Source organism: Flavobacterium sp. ZE23DGlu08 (genome assembly GCF_030505335.1).
Lineage (GTDB): Bacteria > Bacteroidota > Bacteroidia > Flavobacteriales > Flavobacteriaceae > Flavobacterium > Flavobacterium algoritolerans.
In genome coordinates this window covers 1,581,151-1,607,505 of the sequence record NZ_CP130045.1, presented here as the reverse complement: position 1 = coordinate 1,607,505, position 26,355 = coordinate 1,581,151, and the positions used below count along the sequence as shown (strand labels likewise).

At 36.5% G+C, this 26,355-nt stretch carries 23 protein-coding genes; 17 read left to right on the top strand and 6 right to left on the bottom strand.

The genetic code is table 11. The features are described 5' to 3' along the window. Nucleotides 1–7: 7 nt before the first annotated feature. From Q1W72_RS07050 to Q1W72_RS07040, 3 genes are all read right to left on the bottom strand, one after another. Nucleotides 8–1,543, bottom strand: a complete 1,536-nt coding sequence (locus Q1W72_RS07050) for an MFS transporter (RefSeq protein ID WP_302137742.1) — start codon at nt 1,541–1,543, stop codon at nt 8–10. 21 nt (nt 1,544–1,564) lie between these two features. Next, on the bottom strand, nt 1,565–2,944 hold the full coding sequence (locus tag Q1W72_RS07045) for a porin (protein ID WP_099713665.1): 1,380 nt from the start codon (nt 2,942–2,944) through the stop codon (nt 1,565–1,567). Between the two features lie 102 nt (nt 2,945–3,046). Continuing rightward, nucleotides 3,047–3,466 carry a helix-turn-helix domain-containing protein gene (locus Q1W72_RS07040; RefSeq protein WP_099713664.1) on the bottom strand — a complete coding sequence of 140 codons (420 nt, stop codon included), beginning with the start codon at nt 3,464–3,466 and terminating at the stop codon, nt 3,047–3,049. 328 nt (nt 3,467–3,794) lie between these two features. Here Q1W72_RS07040 and glp point away from each other — a divergent pair, with 328 nt between their 5' ends. The 12 genes from glp (at nt 3,795) to Q1W72_RS06980 (ending at nt 14,389) form a co-directional block, all read left to right on the top strand. Further along, nucleotides 3,795–4,967: a gephyrin-like molybdotransferase Glp gene (gene glp, locus Q1W72_RS07035; protein ID WP_099713663.1), complete on the top strand. Its 1,173-nt coding sequence runs from the start codon at nt 3,795–3,797 to the stop codon at nt 4,965–4,967. 185 nt (nt 4,968–5,152) lie between these two features. Then, nucleotides 5,153–5,725 (top strand): molybdenum cofactor guanylyltransferase, encoded by a 573-nt coding sequence (locus tag Q1W72_RS07030; RefSeq protein ID WP_099713662.1) that lies wholly within the window; start codon nt 5,153–5,155, stop codon nt 5,723–5,725. Then, nucleotides 5,722–6,519: a uroporphyrinogen-III C-methyltransferase gene (gene cobA / locus Q1W72_RS07025; protein ID WP_099713661.1), complete on the top strand. Its 798-nt coding sequence runs from the start codon at nt 5,722–5,724 to the stop codon at nt 6,517–6,519. The genes Q1W72_RS07030 and cobA overlap by 4 nt, the downstream gene beginning before the upstream one ends. Next, nucleotides 6,516–6,752 (top strand): MoaD/ThiS family protein, encoded by a 237-nt coding sequence (locus Q1W72_RS07020; RefSeq protein WP_099713660.1) that lies wholly within the window; start codon nt 6,516–6,518, stop codon nt 6,750–6,752. The genes cobA and Q1W72_RS07020 overlap by 4 nt, the downstream gene beginning before the upstream one ends. A 41-nt stretch (nt 6,753–6,793) precedes the next feature. Then, nucleotides 6,794–7,873, top strand: coding sequence for a HesA/MoeB/ThiF family protein (gene moeB, locus Q1W72_RS07015; RefSeq protein WP_099713659.1), 1,080 nt, complete (start codon nt 6,794–6,796; stop codon nt 7,871–7,873). A 19-nt stretch (nt 7,874–7,892) separates the two neighbouring features. Further along, entirely contained in the window at nt 7,893–8,330 is a 438-nt protein-coding gene (locus tag Q1W72_RS07010) for a molybdenum cofactor biosynthesis protein MoaE (RefSeq protein WP_099713658.1), read from the top strand. 195 nt (nt 8,331–8,525) lie between these two features. Next, nucleotides 8,526–9,440 carry a bifunctional molybdenum cofactor biosynthesis protein MoaC/MoaB gene (moaCB, locus tag Q1W72_RS07005; protein ID WP_099713657.1) on the top strand — a complete coding sequence of 305 codons (915 nt, stop codon included), beginning with the start codon at nt 8,526–8,528 and terminating at the stop codon, nt 9,438–9,440. After that, entirely contained in the window at nt 9,427–10,434 is a 1,008-nt protein-coding gene (gene moaA / locus Q1W72_RS07000) for a GTP 3',8-cyclase MoaA (RefSeq protein WP_099713656.1), read from the top strand. Before moaCB ends, moaA begins: the two co-directional genes overlap by 14 nt. A 309-nt stretch (nt 10,435–10,743) precedes the next feature. Beyond that, entirely contained in the window at nt 10,744–11,310 is a 567-nt protein-coding gene (locus Q1W72_RS06995) for a transposase (RefSeq protein ID WP_099713655.1), read from the top strand. Between the two features lie 294 nt (nt 11,311–11,604). Next, the gene (locus tag Q1W72_RS06990) at nt 11,605–12,915 is read left to right on the top strand and encodes a M20/M25/M40 family metallo-hydrolase (protein WP_099713654.1); all 1,311 of its coding nucleotides are present in this window, start codon (nt 11,605–11,607) and stop codon (nt 12,913–12,915) included. A gap of 182 nt (nt 12,916–13,097) precedes the next feature. Next, on the top strand, nt 13,098–14,060 hold the full coding sequence (locus Q1W72_RS06985; RefSeq protein ID WP_099713653.1) for a helix-turn-helix domain-containing GNAT family N-acetyltransferase: 963 nt from the start codon (nt 13,098–13,100) through the stop codon (nt 14,058–14,060). Nucleotides 14,061–14,065: 5 nt separating this feature from the next. Next, complete coding sequence (locus Q1W72_RS06980; protein WP_099713652.1) at nt 14,066–14,389, top strand: cupin domain-containing protein; 324 nt, start codon at nt 14,066–14,068, stop codon at nt 14,387–14,389. Nucleotides 14,390–14,458: 69 nt separating this feature from the next. On the opposite strand, the gene Q1W72_RS06975 is transcribed toward Q1W72_RS06980, so the two are convergent. The 3 genes from Q1W72_RS06975 to Q1W72_RS06965 all read right to left on the bottom strand — a co-directional run bounded on the left by Q1W72_RS06975 (nt 14,459) and on the right by Q1W72_RS06965 (nt 20,068). Beyond that, nucleotides 14,459–15,007: an acyl-CoA thioesterase gene (locus tag Q1W72_RS06975; protein ID WP_099713651.1), complete on the bottom strand. Its 549-nt coding sequence runs from the start codon at nt 15,005–15,007 to the stop codon at nt 14,459–14,461. A 32-nt stretch (nt 15,008–15,039) separates the two neighbouring features. Beyond that, nucleotides 15,040–16,479: a rubredoxin gene (locus Q1W72_RS06970; RefSeq protein ID WP_302137739.1), complete on the bottom strand. Its 1,440-nt coding sequence runs from the start codon at nt 16,477–16,479 to the stop codon at nt 15,040–15,042. A gap of 76 nt (nt 16,480–16,555) precedes the next feature. Then, a complete protein-coding gene (locus tag Q1W72_RS06965; protein WP_302137738.1) occupies nt 16,556–20,068 on the bottom strand; it encodes a nitrate reductase in 3,513 nt (1,170 codons plus the stop codon). A 180-nt stretch (nt 20,069–20,248) separates the two neighbouring features. On the opposite strand from Q1W72_RS06965, the gene Q1W72_RS06960 reads away from it, so the two are divergent. The 5 genes from Q1W72_RS06960 (at nt 20,249) to Q1W72_RS06940 (ending at nt 25,919) form a co-directional block, all read left to right on the top strand. Continuing rightward, nucleotides 20,249–20,953, top strand: coding sequence for a Crp/Fnr family transcriptional regulator (locus Q1W72_RS06960; protein WP_302137737.1), 705 nt, complete (start codon nt 20,249–20,251; stop codon nt 20,951–20,953). 307 nt (nt 20,954–21,260) lie between these two features. Beyond that, nucleotides 21,261–22,712 carry an alginate export family protein gene (locus Q1W72_RS06955; protein ID WP_302137736.1) on the top strand — a complete coding sequence of 484 codons (1,452 nt, stop codon included), beginning with the start codon at nt 21,261–21,263 and terminating at the stop codon, nt 22,710–22,712. A gap of 26 nt (nt 22,713–22,738) precedes the next feature. Then, nucleotides 22,739–23,968 carry a CmpA/NrtA family ABC transporter substrate-binding protein gene (locus tag Q1W72_RS06950; RefSeq protein WP_302137735.1) on the top strand — a complete coding sequence of 410 codons (1,230 nt, stop codon included), beginning with the start codon at nt 22,739–22,741 and terminating at the stop codon, nt 23,966–23,968. Between the two features lie 28 nt (nt 23,969–23,996). Then, nucleotides 23,997–24,884, top strand: a complete 888-nt coding sequence (gene ntrB / locus Q1W72_RS06945) for a nitrate ABC transporter permease (RefSeq protein ID WP_302137734.1) — start codon at nt 23,997–23,999, stop codon at nt 24,882–24,884. A gap of 228 nt (nt 24,885–25,112) precedes the next feature. Beyond that, entirely contained in the window at nt 25,113–25,919 is an 807-nt protein-coding gene (locus tag Q1W72_RS06940) for an ABC transporter ATP-binding protein (RefSeq protein WP_099713645.1), read from the top strand. The last annotated feature ends 436 nt before the right edge of the window (nt 25,920–26,355 follow it).

The window sequence follows — 26,355 nt, the reverse complement described above, 5'->3', positions numbered from 1 at the left end:
GTGTTTTTTATACGTGAGCGTTTTTATCTTTATTTTTGATGTAAATCATTCCAATTACAAAACTGACTGCAGCAATAACAATTGGATACCAAAGTCCTTCGAGGTAAAACTCCGAATGACCTAAGTCTTTTGCATTGGTTACAAAATAGGTTGAAATAGCAGGAAGTAATCCTCCAAAAATTCCATTTCCTACGTGGTAAGGCAATGACATCGATGTATATCTGATTTTTACCGGGAACATTTCAACTAAGAACGCTGCAATAGGACCATAAACCATAGTTACAAATATCACTTGTACAAATACTAAAAATATCAAAGCCCAATTGTCGCTGGAGTTAATTTTAATAGTTGTTTTGGTTTCTATTTTTGGTTTTCCGTCTACAACTTTAGCCGTACCGTTTTCTAAAGATACCGTTTTTACTTCTACTAATGTCGTTCCATCTGCATACTCTTTGTTGGTTGTATAGATAGAATCCATAGTTTGTTTCTTGTTCTCCTTTAATTCAGCAACAACTTTAGTGTTTGCCACAATTTCGGTTTTATTTTTTACTGATGTGGTTTCGTACATTTGTTTGTAGATTGGTCTGTACAAGACAATAGCCAATAACATTCCGCCCATCATAATGTATTTTCTACCTACTTTATCACTTAACCAACCAAAGAAGATGAAAAATGGTGTACCCAGGATTAATGCAATTCCCAGTAATGTATCTACTTGAGAAGAGTCTATCGCCATTACCGTTTTTAAGAAACTCATCGCGTAAAATTGACCGGTGTACCAAACAACTCCTTGCCCCATGGTTGCACCAAATAAAGCCAACAATACAAATTTCAAGTTGTAACGATTTCCAAAACTTTCTTTCAATGGATTGGTACTGGTTTTTCCTTCGCTTTTCGCTTTAGCAAAAACTGGAGATTCATCCATGTTTTTTCGAATCAAATACGAAACTCCTACCATGATGATAGAAACCCAGAACGGAACTCTCCATCCCCATTCGTCAAATTGTTCCGGTGTAAGGATATTTCTGGTCGCTAAAATCACCATCAAAGAGATGAATAATCCAACCGTTGCTGTAGTCTGAATCCAAGAAGTCCAGTATCCTCTTTGCCCGACGGGAGCATGTTCGGCCACATAGGTTGCGGCTCCGCCATATTCACCACCCAAAGCAAGACCTTGAAGCAAACGAAGAATTAATACTAATAAAGGCGCCATGAATCCAATAGTTTCATAACTCGGGATACACCCAATCAAGAATGTCGCCCCACCCATTAATAAAAGCGTAACCATGAAAGTGTATTTTCTTCCAATTAAATCTCCTAATCTACCAAAGAAAAGAGCTCCGAAAGGACGCACTACGAATCCGGCTGCAAATGTTGCCAAGGTAGATAAGAAGGCTGCTGTGGGATTATCTGAAGGGAAAAATTTAGTTGAAATTACAACGGCTAAACTTCCAAAGATGTAGAAATCATACCATTCGATCATTGTACCCATTGAGGATGCGGAAATGACTTTCCAAATTCCTTTTGTTGATTTAGTACTCATAAATTATATTTTTAAATTTGTTTATAGATAGATTTGAAGTTGTACTACGAATTCTCCTTTTGATCCTGAGATAGTAGATGGAGTCGTGTAAACGGGTCTTGTTGAATATTGTGCAGTGATTTTGGCATGTTGTCCATCCAAGAAAAAGTTGGTTCCAAGATCAAATTGGGTACTGGACTTGTCTAAAGCGTCAAAACTTTTATACGTAAATGCTCCAAAAGGTTGTACGCGTACTTTAGGTTTGTCTACTTTGCTTGGCAATAAAATTCCGGCTTGTGTGTACCAGATATTTCCAGATCCAATGGTAGCTTGTGCATTTCCTGGTCCTGCCAATGCTCTGTTTCCTGTGAAGTTTGGGTCAACAGAACCAATATTCATAATGGCTACATTACGTAAATAGTTTGGTCCAAAATCGTAATCATAGAAAACACTGTATCCGGTAACGGCCATTTTATTTTCTTTTTTTCCAACAGGCAAATCAAGGAAAACATCTGCAGCAAAAAGATTGATATTGTGTTTTTCAATAGTGTTGTTTACGGAAGTTCTGGTAGCATCTGGAGCAGTGTAAAAACCAGCACCAATATTGAATACTTTTTTAGTCCCTAAATAACTTCCTACTTTATAAGGCAGTAAATTAGCTTCTTGATCTAAAAATTGATATTCGAAATAACCTGCTTTAGACCATTTCGTATTTCCGCTGTTGTCAACGGCTACGGCATCACTTGCAGTGGTTACATTAGTGGGCGCTAAGTTTGTAGCGTATGGTTTATTGTAGCTCAAGCGGTATTCTAATTTACCATATTTACCTTTGGCGAATAAACCCATTTGTCTGGCAAACTGATCTGAATTTTCAATTAACGGCCAGTTGAAGATAGGTGCGTCAATGGTTAAAAAGTTCAATGTAGAAGCCATTGTTGCTCTGGATAATCCCATGTAATAATGCAATCCTCCACCAAGAGATAAGCTGAATTTTTTGTCTTTTTCAGGTAAAACTAATGCGTATTCATTCCAAGCATCGTGAAAAAATAGGCCTGGTTTTTTTCCGGCACCGTATCCTCCAGTTCCTGAAGTTCCCGCTGCACCACCATTAGTAAAAGTTTGATTGTTGATTCCAAAGTGCGTTACAATCATGTATCTTTTAGATAATTGAGAGTAGGCAAGAAAACGCAAACGTCTGTTTCCAATGTCGGTTCCGGTTGTTGCCGCTTCATTTCCAATCATTGTTCCGGGGTTCATTTGGCTGGAACGAAACCATATTTGGTTCCATGCAATAAATCGCATGTATTTTGAACCATCCTCGTTCAAATTGAATTTCATTCCGCTGCCGTAATCAACTGAGCCTTGTGAAAAACCTTTTAGGGACAATAAGAGTACTGCCGCTATAAAAAATATTTTTTTCATAAATAAAATTTTGGTTGTTAAATGGTTGGTTAATAAAGTACCAAATTCTATTATTTTATTCTGAAAAAAAATTTAGATATATTTATGTGTAAAGGTATATAGTTAATCTTTGAATCTTTCCCATTTTATAAGCATAAACTTATCTCCAAGTTCCGTTATTATCATACCTGCACCGGAAAGTAATTGTTTGTTTTTTAAATATTCGATTAGTTCTAAGTGGCTAAAAATCTTATAAGTAGGATGGTAGTTGGCGTGAGATGGTTTTTTTATGTTAAATGTCTTTACCCAGTTGCTTACAGTTACGTGGGAAACCCCAATAATTCGCTCGATTTCACGAAAACTCAAGCCTTCGAGATAGAGCTGTAATGCTTTGGTTACATAGTAATCATCGATCTTTTTACCTATTTTATTTACCGTAAAAAAATAGTTGCATTTTTTGCATAAATACCTTTGTTTACTGTTGATTATGCCACTTTTTATAATGTGGTTGCTTTGGCATTTCGGACACGTTAAAAGTTCCATATATATAAATTTTGCATAAATATAGTAATTTAGCAACTATATAAAAGAGAATTATATAATAAAATCGTTTGAAATTTATTAAAGGCGCATTTTTATTGAAAAAAATGTGTGTGTTTGATAAATTTTATCCTTTTTGAAATAAAGCGATTGTTTAGAATCCCAAATGTGTTTTGAAATCGCTTTGTTTGCAATAGTATCTTTTGTTTTGTATTCAGTAACTCGATGGTATGAAATTTTTGCTGTAAAATTTTTTCATAAAAAACAATCTAACTAGATAAAAGTACTTATATTTGTAATAAGTATTTATACTTATTTTTTAAAAAGTGTTATGGTACAAGTCGAAGAAGCCTTATCGATAATTGCAAAGAATAGTTGCAAGATGCCCATCAGAAAAATTAAAGTGGCAAAATCACTTGGTTTTATCTTGGCAGAAACAATTTATTCGCCAATGGATATGCCGCCTTTCAGGCAATCAGCGATGGACGGTTACGCTTTTATACATAGTGAATTGCAGCAATTTGATGTGGTAAGCACTTCGCAGGCGGGTGACTTTTCGAATAAAAAAATAAAGGAAAATCAGGCGATTCGAATATTTACAGGGGCTTATGTTCCTGATGATTTGGATACGGTTGTCATGCAGGAACATACTGCGGTTAAAAATAAAACGGTTGAAATAACTAAAATGCCTGTTCGTTTTGCCAATGTCAGAAACAAAGGCGAGCAAATCAAAGAAAACGAACTCGTATTAGAAAAGAATACATTGATTACTCCTGCTGCTATTGGTTTTTTAGCTTGTTTGGGAATCACGGAAATTACAGTTTATGCCAAACCAAAAGTTGCCATTGTAGTCACGGGAAACGAATTGGTGAAAGCCGGAAGAAAATTAGCTCAAGGAAAGATTTACGAAAGTAATTCGATTATGCTGCAATCCGCTTTGCAGGGAATAGGGATTAAGAAAATAGAAATATTCCGTGTGAAGGATAATCTGAAAGCGACAAAAAGAGTGTTGAAAAGCTGTCTTTCTGCGTTTGATGTGGTCTTGGTTTCTGGCGGAATTTCGGTTGGGGATTATGATTTTGTAAAACAGGCACTTTTGTCAAATGGAGTAGAAGAGTTGTTTTATAAAATTAATCAGAAACCGGGAAAACCTTTGTTTTTTGGAAAAAAAGACAAAACGATAGTTTTTGCATTGCCAGGAAATCCAGCGTCAACATTGACCGGTTTTTATATTTACGTTCATCCGGCGCTAAAAATAAGTATGGGTTTTGAAGCTATTTATTTGCCAAAAATTAAACGAAAAATTACGGTTCCGTTTGAAAATACATCCGGAAAATCACTGTTCTTGAAAGGGTTGTATGACGATGAAAAAGTGACCATTCTGGAGAGTCAAAGTTCAGCGATGTTAAACACTTTTGCAACAGCAAATGCTTTAATTTATTTGCCTTATGATGTTGTAAATATTGCAAAAGATCAGGAAGTACAGGTTATACCGCTTTATTGATAGAAAATAATAATCCTAGTAAGGAGTGTAAAGTTGATTGATTAGGTTAAGAAGAATATAGTTTGAAGCAAGAAACAAGAGAAAAGATAGAAATAAATTAAGATTGATGGTTTAGTTTTAAAAGCAGCATCATAATCATGCTTCTTGTTTCTAAGTTTTTTCATCTCTTTAAAAATAAAAAAAAAATGCAAGTATCAATTCTTTGTGGAGGGAAAAGTAGCCGAATGCAGTCGGAGAAAGGATTGGTATTGTACCAAAACAAACCTTTTATCGAGCATATTATTGAAGCGGTTTTGCCAATATCGAGTAACATTCAATTGATTACCAATACAAACGATTATGATTATTTAGCATACAAGAAAATAAAAGATATAGTAGTTGATAAAGGACCTTTGGGCGGAATATATACCGCTCTGGTTCATTCAGAAACAGAGATGAGTTTGATGTTGAGTTGCGACATTCCATTGATTTCTAGTGAAATACTATTGGAGTTGATTGAAAAGCATGGTACAAATTTTGATGTTTCTGTTTTTGAAGATATAAATCGGATTCATCCTTTGATAGGAATATATTCAAAAAGAATACTACCTGTTTTAAAAGAGGCAATTGATGTAAATGATTTGAAAATGATGCGCTTCATTTCAAATGTAAAACATCAATTGATTCCGATTACGGATGCCAAAAGACACTTGTTTAAAAATATAAATTCTGTTGCCGAGTTGAACGAATTGAATACCAATTTATCCCAGTTAAAATGAAAAATTCAAATACACCAAAATTGACAATCGTGGGGGCGGGTCCCGGAGATGTAGAGTTGATTACTTTAAAAGCCATCAAAGCGCTGGAAAGAGCTGATGTTGTTTTGTATGACGCCCTTGTAAATGAAGAGTTATTGCAATATGCTACGCAGGCAGAAATCATTTTTGTGGGGAAACGTTTTGGGTGTCACGCGTACAGTCAGGATCAAATTAATGAATTGATTGTGTCGATGGCAAAACGTTTTGGTCATGTCGTTCGATTAAAAGGCGGCGATCCATTTGTTTTTGGAAGAGGAAGCGAAGAGATTGAATATGCTGAAAAATTTGATTTGGAAACAGCAATTGTTCCCGGAATTTCATCGGCTTTAGGCGTTCCTGCATCTAATGGAATCAGTTTGACACAACGAAAAATTGCCGAGAGTTTTTGGGTAATTACCGGAACTACCTCGGATCATAAGTTGTCTAAAGACGTGGCTTTGGCATCGCAATCCTCAGCAACGGTGGTGATATTGATGGGTATGAATAAATTGGACGAAATTATTTTGATTTATCAAAACAACAGGACCGATGATTTACCAGTTGCCATCATTCAAAACGGAACAAAAGACACGGAGAAAAAAGTGGTAGGAACCATAAGTTCGATTGCGAAATTAGTCGAAGAGCACCAACTTTCCTCTCCTGCAATTATCGTCATTGGTGAAGTGGTGCGAAATGCTTCAAAATTAACGGCTTATTTTCAAGAGGAGAATTTAGAAGATGAGTTTATTTTTCAAAATTTAAATGTAATGTCATGATAGCGGTTAAATATTTTGGCGCCATAGCCGAGAAAACAAAAAGTCAAGGAGAAGAATTTTCTTTTTCGAATATGCCTTTAAAGGATTTGTTGTCTGTATTGAAATATAAATACGAATTGGATTTACTTTCATTTAGCATCGCCATTAATCAAAAAATAATGCAAGATACTTCCAGTTATATTCTAAAAAGTAACGATATTGTAGCTTTATTACCGCCATTTGCCGGAGGATAGTACCCCTAACCCCTAAAGGGGAATTATAAAAGACTAAGATTATGGAAACAGCACGATACAACCGACAAATTATACTTCCTGAAGTAGGAATTGATGGGCAACAAAAACTGCAGCAAGCCAAAGTCTTAATTGTTGGCGCAGGTGGGTTGGGTGTGGCTGTTTTACCGTATTTGGCTGCAGCCGGAATAGGGGAAATTGGTATTATTGACGATGATAGAATCGAAGTGACCAACTTGCAACGCCAAGTGATTTACAAAAGCAGTTCCGTGGGGAAAAGTAAGGTTCTCGAAGCAAAAGCAATGGCTTTGGAACTCAATCCTTCGATAAAAATAAATGCATTCACTGAAAAATTAGATTCGAAAAATGCAATTTTGTTATTCGAACAATATGATATTATAGTCGATGCAACGGATAATCTGGATACTAAATATTTGATTAATGACGCGTGTGGTGTAACCAACAAACCTTTTGTTTACGGCTCTGTTTATAAATTTGAAGGGCAGGTTTCTGTTTTTAATTATGAAAACGGACCTACGTACCGCTGTTTATTTCCGGATGAATCCAATGAGGTTAAGAACTGTAATGATGCAGGTGTTATGGGAATATCGGTGGGAATCATCGGCATGTTTCAAGCAAATGAAGTATTGAAAATGGTTTTGGGAATAGGGGATTTGTTGTCTGGAAAATTATTGGTGTACAATATGTTGAATAACGAACAACAGAAGTTTGAGTTTTCAAAAAAAGCGATGCATGCTATTGATTTACTAGCTTTCGAAAATAAATATAGCTCAATAGAAACTGCAACTATTGAAATTAGTGCTGCACTTGCATTGGAACAAATGCATCATCCGGAAGTTCTTTTTCTGGATGTTCGGAATGCTGATGAATACCCAAAAATAACAATCAAAAATGGGATTCAAATACCGTTGGATCGTTTAGAGTCTGAATTGCATCAACTGGATGTCAATGCGACATTACTTGTTTTTTGCCAATCCGGAATTAGAAGCAAAAAGGCAGTGGAGATTCTTAGAAATAATAATTTTGCGAATGCCAAAAGTATTGCTGGTGGCGCTAAAGCATTAGATAAAATAGATGTCTACAAGGTTTTTGAAACTTTGTAAGTATTAATAAAATAAAATCATGAGTAAGAAAACTGTTTTCATTCAAGGACCCATTTCTTCGGAATTTATAGGGCAGTCGATAGCTAAACACCAATCGAAAACCACTATTGGAGCACATAATATTTTTTTGGGTCAAGTCAGAGCCGATGTTATTGACAGTCAAACCGTAGTAGCAATTGATTATACTGCTTACGAGGAAATGGCAGACGAAGCACTCAGTGTGATTAGAGAGAAAGCTTTTGCACAATTCGATTTGATTTGCATGCACATTTATCACAGTTTGGGTACGGTGAAAGCCGGAGAAATCTGTTTGTTTGTGTTTGTTTCGGCAACAAGAAGAAAGCAAGTGTATGATGCCACGGAAACAATTGTGAATTGGATAAAAACTGATGTGCCTATTTTTGGTAAAGAAATATTTGAAAATAGTACTTTTACCTGGAAGAAAAATAGTTTGTAGTAATAAAAGTCATAATTTCCGTTGTCGAAGGTCTTAAAGGCGAAAGTCATAATTTCCGTTGTCGATAGCGATTGTCTTTAATGATTGGCTTAAACATTTTAAAGTACAAAAAAATTAAAAAGTAGTTCGTAGTTTCTATAATTAGTCGTTATCAGATTTAACCTGAAACTTTAAACTTTAAACATTTTAAAAAAAATGGTTGATATCACACATAAAATAAGTACGCTCCGCACCGCAACAGCTCAAGCAACAGTTATAGTCAGCAAGCAAGAAACTATTGATGCCGTTGTGAATAATCTGGTGCCAAAAGGGAACGTGCTGGAAATGGCAAAAACTGCCGGGTTATTTGCGGTGAAAAACACGCATTTATCCATTCCGGATTGTCATCCTATTCCAATTGAATTTACTTCGGTAGCATATGAAATCAACGAATTGAGTATTGATATTATTTTCAATGTGAAAACGGTTTATAAAACCGGAGTTGAGGTCGAGGCGATGCACGGTGCTTCGATTGTGGCGCTTACGATGTATGATATGCTGAAACCAATTGATAAGAACATCGAGATTTCGACCATTAAACTAATTAGTAAGGAAGGCGGAAAATCATCTTTCAAAAATAGATTTCCATCCGCCATTACAGCGGCGGTTTTTGTTTGTTCCGATTCTATTTTTGCGGGAGATAAACAAGATCGTTCCGGTAAAATAATTGTCGAAAAACTGGAAATTAGCGGCGTGGAAACGACACATTACGAAATCATACCAGATGAAATGGATGTGATTAAAGAGCGAACTAAAGCTTTCGCAAAAGAAAATCAATTGATCATTTTTACAGGAGGAACCGGGCTTTCGCCAAGAGATGTTACGCCGCAAGCATTGGAACCGTTATTAGAAACCAGAATTCCGGGAATTGAGGAAGCCATACGCAATTACGGGCAACAGCGCATGCCGTATTCCATGCTTTCCAGAACCGTTGCGGGAACTTTAGGCAATTCGTTGGTACTGGCTTTACCGGGTTCAACCAATGGCGCAAAGGAATCTATGGACGCCATATTTCCTCATGTGCTGCATGTTTTTCATATTTTAAAAGGCAATAATCATGACACCAAATAATGCTGTTTTAACGGATGATTTTGGACGTAAACACAACTATTTGCGTATTTCTCTAATTGAGAAATGCAATTTGCGTTGTACCTATTGCATGCCAGCCGATGGAATTGTATTAAGTCCAAAAGCGAGCTTGATGACGGCTGACGAAATTCACGCCATTGCCCAAACATTCGTCAATAATGGTGTTGACAAAATAAGATTGACCGGCGGGGAACCCTTGTTACGAAAAGATTTTCCTGAAATAATCGCCAAACTGGGGTCGCTCAAAACCGAGATTTCCATTACTACAAACGGAATTCTGATTGACAAACATATTGACGTTCTAAAGCAGTTTAACGTCAAAAAAATCAACTTGAGTTTAGATACTTTGGTGGCTTCAAAATTCCATTCGATTACGCTTAGAAACCAGTTTCAGAGTGTAATTGATAATTTACATTTATTGCTGAACAATGATTTCAAAATCAAAGTCAATGTGGTTTTAATTAAAGGATTCAATGACGATGAAATCATTGATTTTATAAAACTCACCCAATTTTTACCCATTTCGATTCGGTTTATAGAATTCATGCCTTTTGCAGGAAATGAATGGGATAAGAGTAAAATGGTTTCTCAAAAGGAGATTCTGGATCAGATGCAACATCATTTCCGGGAATCGGATGTAGAGAAATTAGAAGACGATAAAAACTTCACCGCAAGGGAGTTCAAAATAAAAAACTACATGGGAAGTTTTGGGATTATCAGTTCGATAACCAATCCTTTTTGTGACGGTTGCAATAGAATTCGCCTTACGGCCAACGGAAAAATAAAAAACTGTCTGTTCTCCAACTCCGAAACAGATCTACTGACGCCTTTCAGAAATGGCGAAGCGATAGAAGACCTGATTGCTTTTGCCATTAAAAACAAAAAGAAAGTACGCGCAGGAATGACTACTATCGAGGATGTAAATAATCCCGCTTTGAATCAAGACAACCGCAGCATGATTGCTATTGGGGGTTAATACTTCATTATTATTATTGGGAGCTAATCCCGTTATTCGTTGCTACCCGCTTTTCACTGCTACCGGGGCTAGGGCTTTTGCGCAAAAAAGAAAGTGAATGCGGTTTCCCGTAAAGTTTACAAGTAAGAAGGAATTATTTTTGAAAATAAGCTAATTATCAAAGTTAATTTATCAGATTTTTCAGTAATTAATTTGCATGTTTGAAATGATAATGTCTTAGAATTATCAGAGCTATTTCTTCGCTACCGCACGAATCCTTTCGTGTGGTTCGTGTAAATTATAACTAAACTTAATCTTAAAACAGAATCTATGAGTAGGAATTATAAATTTCATAATCCAGAGGGTTTGTACTTTATAAGTTTTGCAGTGGTAGGTTGGTTAGATGTATTTACTCGTAATGAGTACAAGGATTTATTTCTTGAAAGTGTAGCATTTTGTCAAAAAAACAAAGGATTAGAAATTCATGCTTGGTGCATTATGAGTAATCATGTGCATTTAGTTTTTAGAAGTATAAAGGATCAGAAGCCTGAATTATTGATTGGTGATTTAAAACGGTTTACCAGTCAATCAATTGTAAAAAGTATACAAGAAAATCCAAGAGAGAGCAGAAAAGAATTCTTGTTGGATTTTTTTAAAAAAGAAGCTGAAAAAAGTTCAAATGTAAAACATTATCAATTTTGGCGTCATGATAATCAACCTATTGAGTTGTGGAGCAATGCCGTTATTCAACAAAAGATAGATTATGTACACAATAATCCTGTAGAAGGAGGCTTAGTTTATAAAGCAGAAGATTATGTATACAGTAGTGCTATTGATTATTCAGGTCAAAAAGGATTAATTGATGATGTAGTTGTTTTTAGAATGTTTACTATTTAATGATTACGAACCACACGAAAGGATTCGTGCGGTAGCGTTGATAATAAACAGATTGTGAAAATGTCATTATGAAAAAAGTTCGTGATTCCTAGCCCTGATGGAAGCGGCATCATCGTAATCCCGACGCTTCGGGACTACGAGATACAGCGGACAGCAGGAGGATTTGTTCTTGAAAAGGCAATCATTCTGTTCCAAATTATAAATAGGTCCAAACCTTTTTAGTAGTTTTACTGTAACACAATTTCAATACTGCACTCTTACTGTAGAATCTATTGTTATTAAAAGCTATACTTTATGAAAAAAATTGTTTTAAGTGCTGTTGTACTTTGCTCGGCATGTATGTTGCAGGCCCAGAACATCAATAAAATTATCAATACAAAAGACGTTACCAAGATAGAGAAAGTGCTTTCGGCGGATGATATGCAAGGCCGAAGAGCGTTTACTCCGGGTATTGATAAGGCTTCCTCTTATATTGAATCTGAATTTAAGAAAATAGGACTGCAAACATTTAACGGAGCGAAAGATTTCAAGCAGGAATTTTCCATGACGGAGTCTAAAAATGTTTCCCTAAAGGTGCTGATTGATGGTAAAGCGATAGATAAAGCGGATGTGGTTTCTTTTTCCTACCAACCGCAACTTGCTATGACTGAAAAAAGCGATGTTCAGGTTGTGAAAATAAATGCCGGAGATAAATTTGGTCCGAAGTTTTACGAATATTACCAGAGCGAAAAAAACCTTTTGGTTCTTGTGGATGCTTCTTTTAAACCCCGAATCGCAAATATGAGACACATTCCGCAAATGACTGCTAATCCAGGAGGAAATTCGGTGGTGTTTGTTTTTGGTCCAACTGATGCAACTCAATTTTCAATAGAAGGCACCAATACAATTACAAAAAATGCATTAAATAACGTAGTAGGCGTTTTGAAAGGCAAAAGCAAACCAAATGAATATGTTGTGTTTTCCGGCCATTATGACCATTTAGGTGTTGGTTCCCCTGCAGAAGGAGTGGAGCACGATGCTACCGATTCTATTTATAATGGTGCCAATGATGATGCCGCCGGTACTACAGCCGTAATCATGCTGGCCAAGTATTTCAAGAAACTAAACAATAATGAGCGTACGATATTGTTTACCACATTTGTAGCAGAAGAAATTGGCGGATACGGCGCACAATATTTTTCGAAACAATTAAATCCGGATCAAGTAATGGCTATGTTTAACTTGGAAATGATAGGAACGGAATCAAAATGGGGTAAAAATTCGGCTTACATTACTGGTTTTGAAAAATCTAGTATGGGAGAAATTCTTCAGAAAAACTTACAAGGATCAGCGTTTAAGTTTTATCCGGATCCTTATCCGGAACAACAATTATTCTATCGTTCCGATAATGCGACTCTGGCAAAACTAGGCGTTCCTGCACATACGATATCGACGTCTAAAATGGACAGCGAACCTAATTATCACAAAGTAAGTGATGAAATAGAAACTCTTGATATGGTGAATATGACACAAATCATTAAAGCCATTGCCATCAGTTCTGCTACTATCGTAAACGGAAAAGATACGCCATCAAGAGTGGACAGCAGTGCTTTGAGTAGAAAGTAGCATAGTTCTTCGGCTTTTTTTCTTGATAATTGAAGTCTATATAGTAGTAATGGGTAATTATTTTACAATCAGATTGTGAAATAATTACCCATTTTTTGTTTATCAAGAATTTAAAAATAAATTTTGAGAATAAAGATTATTTTTTATATTTGCATAACTAGTTATGTAATTAATTATACAACATGAAAATATTCGAAAAAACAGGAAAAATGGCTTTGGGTAGTCGGTTACGTTTACTGACCGCTACAGTAACCGAAAACGCAGCCCAAATTTATGAATTATACCAAGTGGAGTTTTCTCCAAAATGGTTTCCCGTGTTCTTTGTCCTTTCAGAAGAGGGCGAAAAGACCATTACCGAAATCGCTAATGAAATAGGACATTCTCAACCATCGGTTACTAAAATCATTCAAGAAATGACGGTTTCCGGATTGGTTCAGGAAAATCTAAAATCAAAGGATAAACGCAGGACTCTCGTGGGGTTAACCCAAAAAGGAACAGTGCTTTCGGAAAAAATCAAGGTGCAATGTACTGATGTAGATGCCGCAATTGAAGGCATTATAACGGAAGCCACACACAACCTTTGGGAAGCAATTGAAGAATGGGAATTTTTGTTTGAACAAAAGTCGTTGTTTAGACGAGTACAGGAGCAAAAAAAACTGCGTGAAAGTAAAAACGTCCAGATTGTGGAATACACTCCCCAATATCAGTCCGCTTTTAAATCGCTGAACGAAGAATGGATTTCCACTTACTTTGAAATGGAAGAAGCCGATTATAAAGCTTTGGATAATCCAAAAGAATATATTCTGGACAAAGGCGGGAAGATTTTCGTTGCGTTATACAATAATGAACCAGTTGGAGTTTGCGCACTCATTAAAATGAATGATGCCAACTATGATTTTGAAATGGCAAAAATGGCAGTTTCACCAAATGCACAAGGCAAAAACATCGGAGGATTGCTTGGTCAAGCTGTTGTTGATGCTGCGAAGCAATTGGGTGCTTCCAAATTATATTTGGAAAGTAATACCATTCTGAAACCCGCAATAAATCTATATCATAAGTTAGGCTTCCAGAAAGTAGCTGGGCTAGCCACACCTTACAAACGCTGTAATATCCAAATGGAATTAAATTTAAACAATCAATTGTAGAGAATATGAAAAATATAGTAAAAAAAGAAAATGCTACCCCAAAACAATTTTTAGGAGTTGATTTTGTCGTTCTTTCCATTGGTAAAGACTCCATGGTTACAAAAATGCTGTATAAGTCAACTGATTTTGTTCCTTTTCATAAACATCCTAACGAACAGAGCGGTTATGTTATTTCCGGGAAATACAAATTGAAATTCTCTGAAGAAGAATTTTTATTATCTGAAGGAGATACTTATTCGATTCCTGCCAATGTGGAACATTCTATTGAAATTATTGAAGCTGGTCAGGTAGTTGATGTTTTTACACCCATCCGACAGGATTATTTATAAATTGTATAGGATAACGATACCATACAACATTGAGGGAAGTTGCAGTTTTATTTTAATAATCATTAATTATTACTGCAATTCCACCTTCACATTATACTGATTTAAACTCAAAATAGTTTCAATAGATCCAAAAGTCGCAATGCTTCTTTGGTATTCTCTTTCTTTTTTCAAAGCGATTTGTTTCACGCAGTTTTGAAACCTGCTCACTTCTTTTAGATTGGTTAAAATTAATCCTGGAACAGGAGCATTTTTTCCTTCTTTGTCTTTGGAAACCATCGTGAAATAAGACGAATTACAATGTTTTACGACTCCGGTTTGAATATTCTCGGCTTCTACTCGAATGCCAATAATCATAGAACTCGTTCCCACATAATTTACGCTGGCTTTCATGGTCACCAATTCGCCCACTTCAATAGGTTTCAAGAAATTCACTGTATCTACAGAAGCCGTTACGCAATAATTCCCTGAAAATCTGGAAGCACAGGCAAAAGCAATTTGATCGAGTAAGGATAAAATGTAACCTCCGTGAATTTTACCACTAAAATTAGTGTGCGAAGGCAGCATTAATTCTGAAATGGTGATATGTGAGGAACTTACCGTTTTGAAAGTAGTGTTCATTAGATGCGTTATTTATTTTTACAAATGGCTTTTTACAAAGTGCCCAGTTTTTCTCCGGCTAATACGACAAAGTTTATTTTTGGAGATTCACATAAAGAACAGCAGTAATCCTCCGGTAAATCTTTGAATAAAACTCCTTTTTCAATGCCTTGAATAACATCGCCGTATTCTGAATTGTATAAAGTCAAGCACTCTGGACATTGATGAATATCTTGTGTTGTGGTCTCTTTTTTGGCTGCTTTTGCAGGGACTTCAGCAATTTGATTTCCTAATTCATCAAAATATTTCCTGCTCAATTCAATCAAAATGGTTGGCAATTCTAGTTTGTCAACATCTTGCGCATGAACAATATATTCTTTGGTATTGGGGTCAAAATTTTTGGCATACAAAACATTATAGGTGTCTCTAATTTTGATGGATTCCAAGTCTTTTGGCAACTCATTTTTTTCTACTACAATCGAAGTGAAATAATGTCCGTCTCGGTTGTATTCTGATATTCCAAAAGTAAGTCCGTACGTACTGATGTCAAATTGATCCAGCGTTCGAACCAGAAAAGTTTTGAGATTCAACGCCCATTCCATCGCAACGGGTAAATGCCAGTTGAGTTCCAATAAGGAGTGACGCACATTAATTCCTTTTTTGCCCAGGAATTTTTCCCAGTCTAATTTTCTGTCTTTTGGAATCCCTTTTATGATAAAAGATTTCCAAGGCGTGATGCATATTTTACCAATTTTACAATCAAAACATAAATCGCACATTTCTTTCAGAAAATCTAAATCATAGAGGTTATTTCTCCAATACAAACCCAGCCAATATTGATCAATTCCCAATCGGTTCATGCCTTCGTAATATGGAAATGGGTAAAAAGGAATGTTCAAGGGCTTGTCTATGGTTCTATTATTGGTGTCCAAAGCATCGCTGACCAATTGAAAAATCATCTCAACAGAATCCGGTTCTTCAATAAGTTTCTTTTCAATTTCATAATATATTTCAGCAATATTCCAGCTGTAAATCAGTACGGGATACATTTCCATTTTGTCCCATTTTGGCAAACGAATGTATAGAAACCAGTAGTCCTCGTGATCCGAAGCAATGAAGTTGATGTGTCCCGTAAACAAAGGAACCAACTGTTGTTTTGGGTCGGTGATATTAACTTTTAGCTTGGGATGTTCCTTGAATTGTTCTAAAATATATAAAAATTTATTTCCCGTAAGCCAAGGTGTATTCCTAAAAATATCGGTGGAAACATAGGACGAAACAATGTTATTTCCGCTTTTTTCATTGGGATGTACAAAAAGATTTTTACCTACTTTTTCCTTATCTACCGCCGTAAAATCTTTTGGAAATATAATATCTTGTCGAGAACCAAAGGAGATGGAATCCAGCCCTTGTTCTAAACCCATATTTACAATTTCTCGCAATTCACCTGGTGAAATCACGCCTCCTTTTACTATTAGTCTTGTCAATTCCATGTTTATTTAGTGTTCAGTATTCAGTAATTAGTGTTCAGTTACTGACTGTAAACTGACCACCGATCACTGACCACTATTATTTATTTTTTGCTAAAATTTCTTTTACTTCGGTTTTACAACTTCCACAGCCCAGTCCGGCACCGGTGGTTTTGCATAATTCGGTAAAATTAGTCACACCGCTTTTTATGGCTTCTTCAATATTGCCGCTTCCCACTTGGCTGCAAGAGCAAACAAGTTTTCCTAAAACGGGTTTCGCATTCGAACTTCCTCTCAGCAATGTATTTCTCTTGTCCGATAATTCAATTTTGCTTTCAATCATGGTTTTGAATTCGGCAAACTCATTTTTATCGCCCATCAAAATGGCGCCTACCAGCAAATCGTTTTTGACGATACACTTTTTATAGTATCTTTTTCCCAAATCAGAAAACACAATTTCTTCGTAGGAATCATCATTCTCTGGAATTTCAATTTCTCCAATGCTGCATAAATTGATGTCTTCGAGTTTCAGAATGTTCATTAAAACCGAACCTTTATAAAAACTGCTGATGTCGCCGGCCATAAAATTAGCCAAAACATCCGCTTGTTCTTCAGCAGCTGAGGTGATTCCGAATAACTGATTGTTGAATTCGGCTATTTCGCCAATGGCAAAAATATTTGGATTCGACGATTGTAAATACTGATTTACTTTTACGCCACGTCCGCAGGAAATCCCTGATTCTTTGGCTAATTCTATATTTGGGATGGTTCCAATGGTGTACACGATGGCATTGGCTGTAATGATTCGACCACTTTTGAGAGCGATTTCAATTTCGTTCGGATTTTCAGTTTCGAATACGGTGCTGACTTCATTGTCAAAATAAATTTGAATGTCCCGAAGCTGTACTTCTTCAGCCAGTAATTTACTGGAGATTCGGTCTAATTGACGTTCCATTAATCGGGAAGCCCTTTGAATTATCGTAATTTTTACTTTTTTATGTTTCAAGGCTGCGGCCAATTCCAATCCTAATAAACCACCGCCTACAATAACAACATGTTGCTCTTCGGGAGGCAAATTAGTATCATCCAGATAGTTTTTCAATCGGTCCGCATCTTCTTTTTTTCTGATGGTGAAGCGTCCCGGCAAATGCAATTGCGCATTTTCAGGAATAAAAGGTCGGCTTCCGGTTGCCAATATCAAGGAATCAAAAGAATGAACGATGCCATCACTGTCCAGAATTGTATTTTCTTTAGTGTTGATGGTATCAATTGACACATTCGATTTCATCGTGATATTGAGCTTGCTCAAGGCTTCGTCTTTGATTTTTAAAAGCTGCTCCCACGAAAGTTCTGCCGTTACATATTCCGGCAATAAAACGCGGTTATAGAAAGGATTTTCTTCATTCGAAAACACGATAATTTCATCCGAAGTATTGATTTCTCTATAGTTCTGAATGAATCGGAAAGCGGCTGCTCCAGCTCCAACGACTGCTATTTTCTCAAAAGGTTTCACATATTTGGCAACAGAAACGGTGGTGAACTTAAAATCAGGTTCTTTCGAGGTTGGGTCAACAACGGTGTTGGTCAAATTGTTGGTTCTGTTCAAATCATTTTCCAGTTGTTTTCCCCAGTGCATGGGCAAGAAAAGCACGCCTTCTCTAATCGAATCAGATACTTTTGCTTTTACGCGAACAGTCCCATTTTTGCTCGTCACTACTACAATATCGCCGCTTTTTATGGTTGCTTTGTAGGCGTCAATAGGATTTATTTCCAGCATCGGACTTGGGATATGCGTCATCAATCGGGATACTTTTCCCGTTTTGGTCATCGTATGCCATTGGTCTCGAATGCGTCCCGTTGTTAAAATAAACGGAAACTGATTGCTGGGTTGTTCGGAGGTGTTTTCAATCGCTGTCGGCAGATTAAAAATTGCTTTTTGCGAAGGCGTATAGAATTTTTTATCAGTAAATAAACGAGGCGTTCCTGGATGTCCATAATCGGGAACCGGCCATTGAAAAGTGCCTTCGTTTTTTAATCGATTATAATTTAAAAAGGAAATGTCAATGCTGGTGTTTTTTGTCATCAGGCAATATTCCTTGTAAATGTCTTCGGTGGTGTTGAAATTAAAGCCGCTAAAATTCATTTTTTTAGCAAAGCGAGTCAGGATTTCCACATCGGGAAGTGCTTCTCCCGGAGCATTGATGCCTTTTGGTAAATAGGAAATTCGTCTTTCCGAATTTGTCATCGTACCTTCTTTTTCTAACCAGCCCGCAGCGGGTAATAATAAATCGGCAAATTTTGAGGTATCGGCATTATGGGAAATCTCTTGAACTACCACAAATTTGGCATTAGCCAATGCTTTTTCGACGCGTCGGGAATCGGGTAAACTCACCAACGGATTGGTGCAAATAACCCAAATCGCCTTCATTTTTCCAGATTCTAAGGCGTCAAACATTTCTGTTGCCGTTAATCCCGGTTTTTCGGAGATGTCTTCCACTCCCCAAAAATCAGCAACTTCTTTTCGGTGAACAGGATTGTTCAATTCTTTATGAACAGCTAGTAAATTTGCCATTCCGCCCACTTCACGACCACCCATAGCATTGGGTTGACCCGTCAATGAAAAAGGCCCAGAGCCCGGTTTTCCTACTTGTCCGGTGAGTAAAGAAAGGTTGAGTAAAGCGGTGTTTTTGTCTACGCCAATAGCACTTTGGTTGAGTCCCATTGCCCAAAGCGAAAGGAATCCTTTGGCTTTGCCAATGATATCAGCGGCTAGTTTGATATCGTTTACGGGTATTCCGCAAAGTTTTGATGCTTTCTCTAGCGAGCTTGCAAGAACTAAATCTTTATATAGTTTGAAATTTTCAGTGTGGTTTTTGATGAAATCAGTGTCGGCATATCCTTGTTCGATTAGCCTTTTGGCCAAAGCATGGTATAAAATAATATCAGTCCCCGGAATGATTTGTAAATGCAAGTCGGCGTTTAAGGCCGAGTCTGTTTTTCGGGGATCAATTACAATGATTTTTACTTTTGGATTCTTTTCTTTGTGTTGTTCGATACGTCTAAAAAGAATTGGGTGACACCAAGCAGGATTGGCTCCTGTTATCAAAAAGGTATCGGCGAGTTCAATATCGTCGTAAGCGATAGGAACGGCATCTTCACCAAATGTTTTTTTGTAACCCACCACAGCTGAACTCATACACAAGCGAGAGTTGGTGTCTATATTATTGGTCTTCAGAAATCCTTTTACGAGCTTGTTTACCAAATAATACTCTTCAGTAAGACATTGTCCGGAAATATAAAATCCAACGCTATCAGGGCCATGTTTTTTTATGATGGAGGTAAAAACTGCCGCTGCACGTTCTAAAGCGGTATCCCAGCTCACACGTTCCATAGGATGTGATTTGCTCCATCGCATTTCCGGATATAGGATTCGGTCAGAAGTGTCATTGACTACATAATGCAAGTTCATCCCTTTGGAACATAACATTCCTTTATTGACAGGATGGTTTTTGTCGCCAGTTACCGATACTCCATTTTTAGAATCATTGGTTACTATAATTCCGCATCCTACTCCACAATAGGAACACGTAGTTTTGATTTCTGAATTTTGCATTATCGAATTTCTTTATTAATAATGAAAGCCTGTATTTGAGCGCTAACTAAGATATTGAAATGTAAAAATAAGTATTTTTACGTATTAATACGTATTAAATGAATATTATTTTATATTTTTGGTTAAAATAAATGAATGCATCCCATCATTTTGTAAACGATTTTTAAATTTTAGCTACGTATGAAAGAAGAATTAGCCACTTGTACCAGTTGCGTAAATGAAAATTGTTTCATAAAAAAGCACCTTCATTTAGAACAAATGAAAAAGTACATTGATAAAAATCGAAGTTTCACTTGTAAAAAATCGCAACAATTTATAATTGAAGGAGCGCCAATCCAAGGCTTGTATTTTATTTACAAAGGAAAAGTAAAGACTGTAAAAACAGGCATTCACGGCAGAGAACAAATTGTACGTTTGACTAAAGATGGCGATACAGTTGGTTTTAGAGGCTTCGGTACGAGCAAGCGCTACCACATTGGAGCGTACGCTTTAGAAGATACGATGTTGTGTAATTTCAGTAATGAAGATATGCTGGAAATACTTCATAATGTTCCCGAATTCACCTTTGATTTAATGTTGTTCTACGCAGAAGAATTGAATAAAAGCGAGAATAACATTCGAAAAATTGCCCAAATGAACGTAAGGGAAAGAGTCATTGATACCTTATTGTATATTCATAAAAAATTCGGTCAGTTGAACGGTGTTATCGATTTGGATTTATCCAGAAAAGAAATTGCCGATTTTGCAGGAACTACTGATGAGCAGGTAATTAGAGTGATTTCAAGTTTAAAGAAAGAAGTCCTTATAACAACCATCGGTAAGAAAATAGGATTGGTCAACACAGACAAATTAAAATCTGAAATAAAAGAACACAAATACTTTTAGTGTTCAATTTCAGATTAGATTCACCACTCATTTCCCATTTAATTGACATCGAAAGTCTTTAAAAGTCAATTATCAAAATGCCTCTCCAGAAAATCCCAGAAGTTTACACTTCCTTTTCTACGTATTCAATTCAGCTAACCTCAAGCTATTGCTGCGTTTGTTGCTATTTACTGCTAAAAGGCAGAAATTAAACTGACATAACTACTTTTTTTCTGGTATTAAAAAGCTATTTACAGCTGTTTTTTATATTATACGTAAGTATTTATACTTACGTAAATTTGCTTCATACTAATTAAAACAGATGATTATGCAAAAGATTAAAATCACATCATTACGTATTCAAGGATTAAGCAAAGAAAAAATGTCAAGTAGAACTCTTTCGAAATCTATTTTCTTAGGCATTGCTTTAACATTTTTAAGTTATAACGAAACCAAAGCGCAATTAACAGCAACAGGACAAGTAAGAGAAAGAACAGAACTTAGAGCAGGACAAGGAACGTTGCAGAAAGAAGATGATAAAGCAGGTTTGTTTACTTCTCAAAGAGCGCGATTAAATATAGGATATACAGGGTATCGTTTTAAAGTATTTATGGCTTTGCAAGACGTACGCGTTTGGGGTCAAGATGCTTCAACTATAAACAGAACAACTACTGAAGCGAATAACGGAATTTTATTGCATGAAGCTTGGGGAGAGATTATGTTGAATGATACGATTAGTAAAATCCAAAATCTATCTGTTAAGTTTGGACGCCAGGAAATCTCGTATGATGACCAAAAAGTATTGGGCGGTTTAGACTGGTTGCAACAAGGAAGAAGACACGATGCTGTTGTTTTTAAGTTTGCAAATAAAGGTTGGATTGCCGATGTTGGAGCTGCTTTTAACCAAAATAAAGAACTAAACACAAGCACCATTTATAACGGGACAAATCCTGCTTATAGTGCTGGTACAAACGGAATTGGAACGATGTATAAATCCTTTCAGTATGCGTATTTAGGTCGAAAATTCTTCTTTGGAGACGTGTCTTTTCTGTTCTTCAAAGATGATTTCAATAAATACACGAATGTAACTTCAGGAACTCCGGCGGTAACTACCAAAGTATATGGAGAAGGAGTTTGGAGCCGCAATACAACCGGATTTTATTTTAATTCCGCCATTACCAGAAAACTGAATCTTACGGGAAGTCTTTACCACCAAGGCGGAAAGGACAAAGACGGTCGCTCTATAAGTGCTAATCTTGCTTCGATTACTTCAACTTTACAAGTGGGAAGAAAATTATTTGTAGGTCCCGGAATCGATTATTTATCGGGTGATGACGGTACAAAAACAGTAACGGCAACGTCAGATAATAATCGTTTTGATCCGCTTTACGGAACACCACATAAATTCTGGGGAAGCATGGATTATTTCTATGCGGCGAATGGCTTTGGAAAACAAGGATTGCTAAACTATTTCTTCAAAGTGAAATACAATGTAAAAGATAATTTGAGTCTCTTTTTAGATGTTCATGGTTTTCAAGCTGCGGATAAATTATCTAACGGAGCCGGAGGAGAATTAAGTTATTATTTAGGAACCGAAGTGGATTTGTTAGTGAAATACAATTTAACCAAAATGATCAATATTGAAGCGGGTTATTCTATCATGAAAGCGACAAATTCTATGGCTTCTGCAGCGGTTAAAAATGTTACAACACCAGATTTAAGCCCGCAATTTGCGTATGTGATGGTCAATGTTAAACCTAATTTTTTAGCTAAAAAATAAAAAAATAACTTTTAAATCTTTTTAAAATGAAAAAATCAAATCAACAAATAAGAAGGACTTTCCAAACCATACTATTGATGGTTTTAGTAGTATTTAGCTCGGCTTTTACAACAATAACCGCCCAAAATGATCCGGTGCGATTAGGATTTATACCACTTACGGATTGCTCGCCAATAGTTATGGCAAAGGAATTGGGTTTGTTCAAGAAATACGGTGTTGAGGTTGTGGTAACCAAAGAATCGTCTTGGGCAAATGTTCGTGACAAAATCCTAACAGGAGAATTAGACGGAGCACATTGTTTGTATTCCATGCCATTTTCAGTATACACTGGAGTAGGTGGAAAAGCAGGTTCCGAAATGAAAATTGCAATGATGTTGAATGTAAACGGACAAGCGATTACACTTTCAAAAGATTTTTGTGGAAAAGTAGGATTCAAACAAATGAATAAAGTGACTCCGGTTGTTGCAGCCAAATTAAAAGCCGAAAAAGAAGTGACTTTTGCGATGACATTTCCTGGAGGAACACACGATTTATGGTTGCGCAACTGGATGTCAATTGCTGGTTTGAATCAAAAAGCAGTAAAAATCATTACAATTCCACCGCCTCAAATGGTTGCCAATATGAAAGTGGGTAAGATGGATGGATTTTGTGTAGGTGAACCTTGGGGCGGTGTTGCGGTAAAACAAGGAATTGGATTTACACAAGTGGCTTCTCAGGATATTTGGAAAGATCACCCGGAAAAAGCTTTGGTGGTAAACAAAGATTTTAGTGCCAAACGCAAAGCCGATTTAGTTAAAGTAATGAAAGCCGTTATGGAAGCCTGCATTTGGTTAGACAATCCTGTAAATCGTAAAAAAGCAGCGGCGATTATCGGTAGAGCACCTTACGTGAACGCTCCGGCTGATGTAATCGAGAACAGATTGATGGGAAATTATGATTTGGGTTGCAACCAAGGAACACAAGTATATGCCAAAGATTATATGTTGTTTCACAAAGGTGGCATGGTAAACTTTCCTCGTAAATCGCACGCAATATGGGCGATGGCACAGTTTGTTAGATTTGGATATTTGAAAGAAGCACCAAATTATGCTGCCATTGCTGATAAATTAATTTTGGATGATTTGTATAAAGAAGTAGCGGCGAGCATGAAGATTAAAGTGCCAAATGACGATATGAAACCATTTGCGCTTACTATGGATAAAACGGTTTTTGACCCTGCAAATCCTGCGGCTTATTTGAAAGTTGTAAAAAGATAAATGAATTATTAAACTAAATTTTAGAACCATGTCTGATAAAAACACACTAACTATTGATGCATTAGATTCATCCATCAATGTGGCGACAGAAAGCAAAAAAAGTGTCGCAGCAGAAAATTATAAACTCAAATTAGCCGTAAATACACTACTTGAAAAATCAAAATCAGGCTTTTTTGCCGGAATTGGTTTGGTTATTTTTGGAGGCTTTTGGAGCGTATTGAGTTATTTTACTCAAGACGCGCTTCCTGGACCATTGGCTACTTTGACCGTTTTAAAAGAAATGTTAAGTGATCCGTTTTATGATTACGGACCAAATGACAAAGGAATTGGATTGCAATTATTCAGCTCTATCAAAACAGTACTTTCCGGGTTTTTGTTGGGTTCTTTAATCGCAATTCCAATCGGGATTTTAATGGGAGCAAGCACTATTTGCAAACAAATTTTTTATCCAATCGTTCAATTGCTCAAGCCAGTTTCGCCGCTGGCTTGGTTCCCAATTGGCTTGGTAGTTTTCAAAGATACCGGAATGGCAACCATATTTATCGTATTCATCACCTCATTATGGTCCACGTTGATAAACACTTCTTTTGGAGTGGCTTCGATTCCGCAAGATCATAAAAATGTGGCCAAAGCTTTTGGTTTTTCCAAGATGAGATACCTCACCAAAATCTTAATTCCATACAGTTTACCACACATCATTACCGGATTGCGATTGAGTATTAGCGTTGCTTGGTTGGTAATTGTAGCGGGCGAAATGTTGTCTGGTGGCGCAGGAATCGGGTTTTTTGTATGGGACAGCTGGAATGCGCTAAGCCTCGAAAAAGTAATTTCGGCCATTATTATCATCGGGATTGTAGGATTGCTTTTTGACAGAATCTTCACTTTTATCGAAAATAAAGTAGCTTACAAAGCGTAGTTTTAAAATCAGGAAGTTTTTCTTTTGGGCGTGCCCCTTCAGATTGCTTCGTCTGTCGCCTCGCAACTTTGGGTCGTGCTGTACGTTCCCGCTTTTTTTAAGCCGAAAAAAATCGGCTCAAAAAAGAGCTCCACTGCCATCACTCACACAAACCCGATACATAAAGAATTCACTATAAAATAACATCGATTTTTAGAGCCAATCTTCAAATCATTAAATAAAGAAATCATGAGTTATTTAGAAATCAAAGATTTGGAAATTTCGTTTCCAACACCAAAAGGAAAATATATTGCTGTAAGAGATATCAATCTGTCCATCAAAAAAGGGGAAATTATCTCCATCATTGGACATTCCGGTTGTGGAAAATCGACTATTATGAATGCGATAGGAGGAATGCTTACGCCAACTGGAGGAACAGTAGCATTAGACAATAAAAAAATAAAAGGACCGGGACCGGATCGCGGGATCGTTTTTCAAAATTATTCCCTTTTGCCTTGGATGACTGTCGAACAAAACATTTTTCAAGCCGTAGATTCCGTTATGGATTGCTCCAAAAAAGAGAAATTGGAAATCGTAGAAAAAAACCTAAAAATGGTCAATTTATACGAACATAAAGATAAATTACCGGGACAATTATCGGGTGGAATGAAGCAAAGAGTTGCTATTGCCAGAGCTTTTGCTATTAATCCTGGCGTGTTGTTATTAGATGAACCCTTTGGCGCTTTGGATGCCTTAACCAAAGGTTCGATGCAACTGGAAGTGTTGAAATTATGGAATTTAAACAACCGAGAGAAAACCATCGTTATGATTACGCACGATATCGAAGAAGCATTATTCCTATCCGATAGAATTGTAGTGTTGAATAACGGCCCGGCTTCAACTATCAGGGAAATTGTAGAAGTACATTTGCCAAGACCCAGAAACAAAATCGAAATCGTAAAAATGCCCGAATATATTGAGCTAAGAGATAAATTATTACACCTCTTAACCGATAAATTCTCCATCGAAGATATGGGAATGGTGTATAAAAGTTAGTTTTATTTAATTTTTTTGAGTGAAAAATCCCTGTAATGTTAAAACGTTACGGGGATTTTTGTTGGGTATATATTTAAACAGGGGACATTGTAAAGACGTACGACATAACCGCATTGTAGAGACGCACCTAGAGACTGCAGTGCGTCTCTACGATACGATAAACAGGTTAATTGGGTTTTTAGATCGTAGTATTTATCATCAATCTCAAATATACACTTAAATTTAAAATGTCTTGTAAATGCAATTAAATCAATGATCGTTAATTCGCCAAGTCGTGGTTGATTTGGCACATTTAATTAGAAACAAAAACCGCAAATCACAAACATAAAATCTGTGAATCTGCGGTTGAATACTTTTTTTAGCTTCTACACAAGACATAAACCGTAATAGGAAAATTAGTCTTATATCTGTGTATGAAGTAAAAACTTTCTAGAGG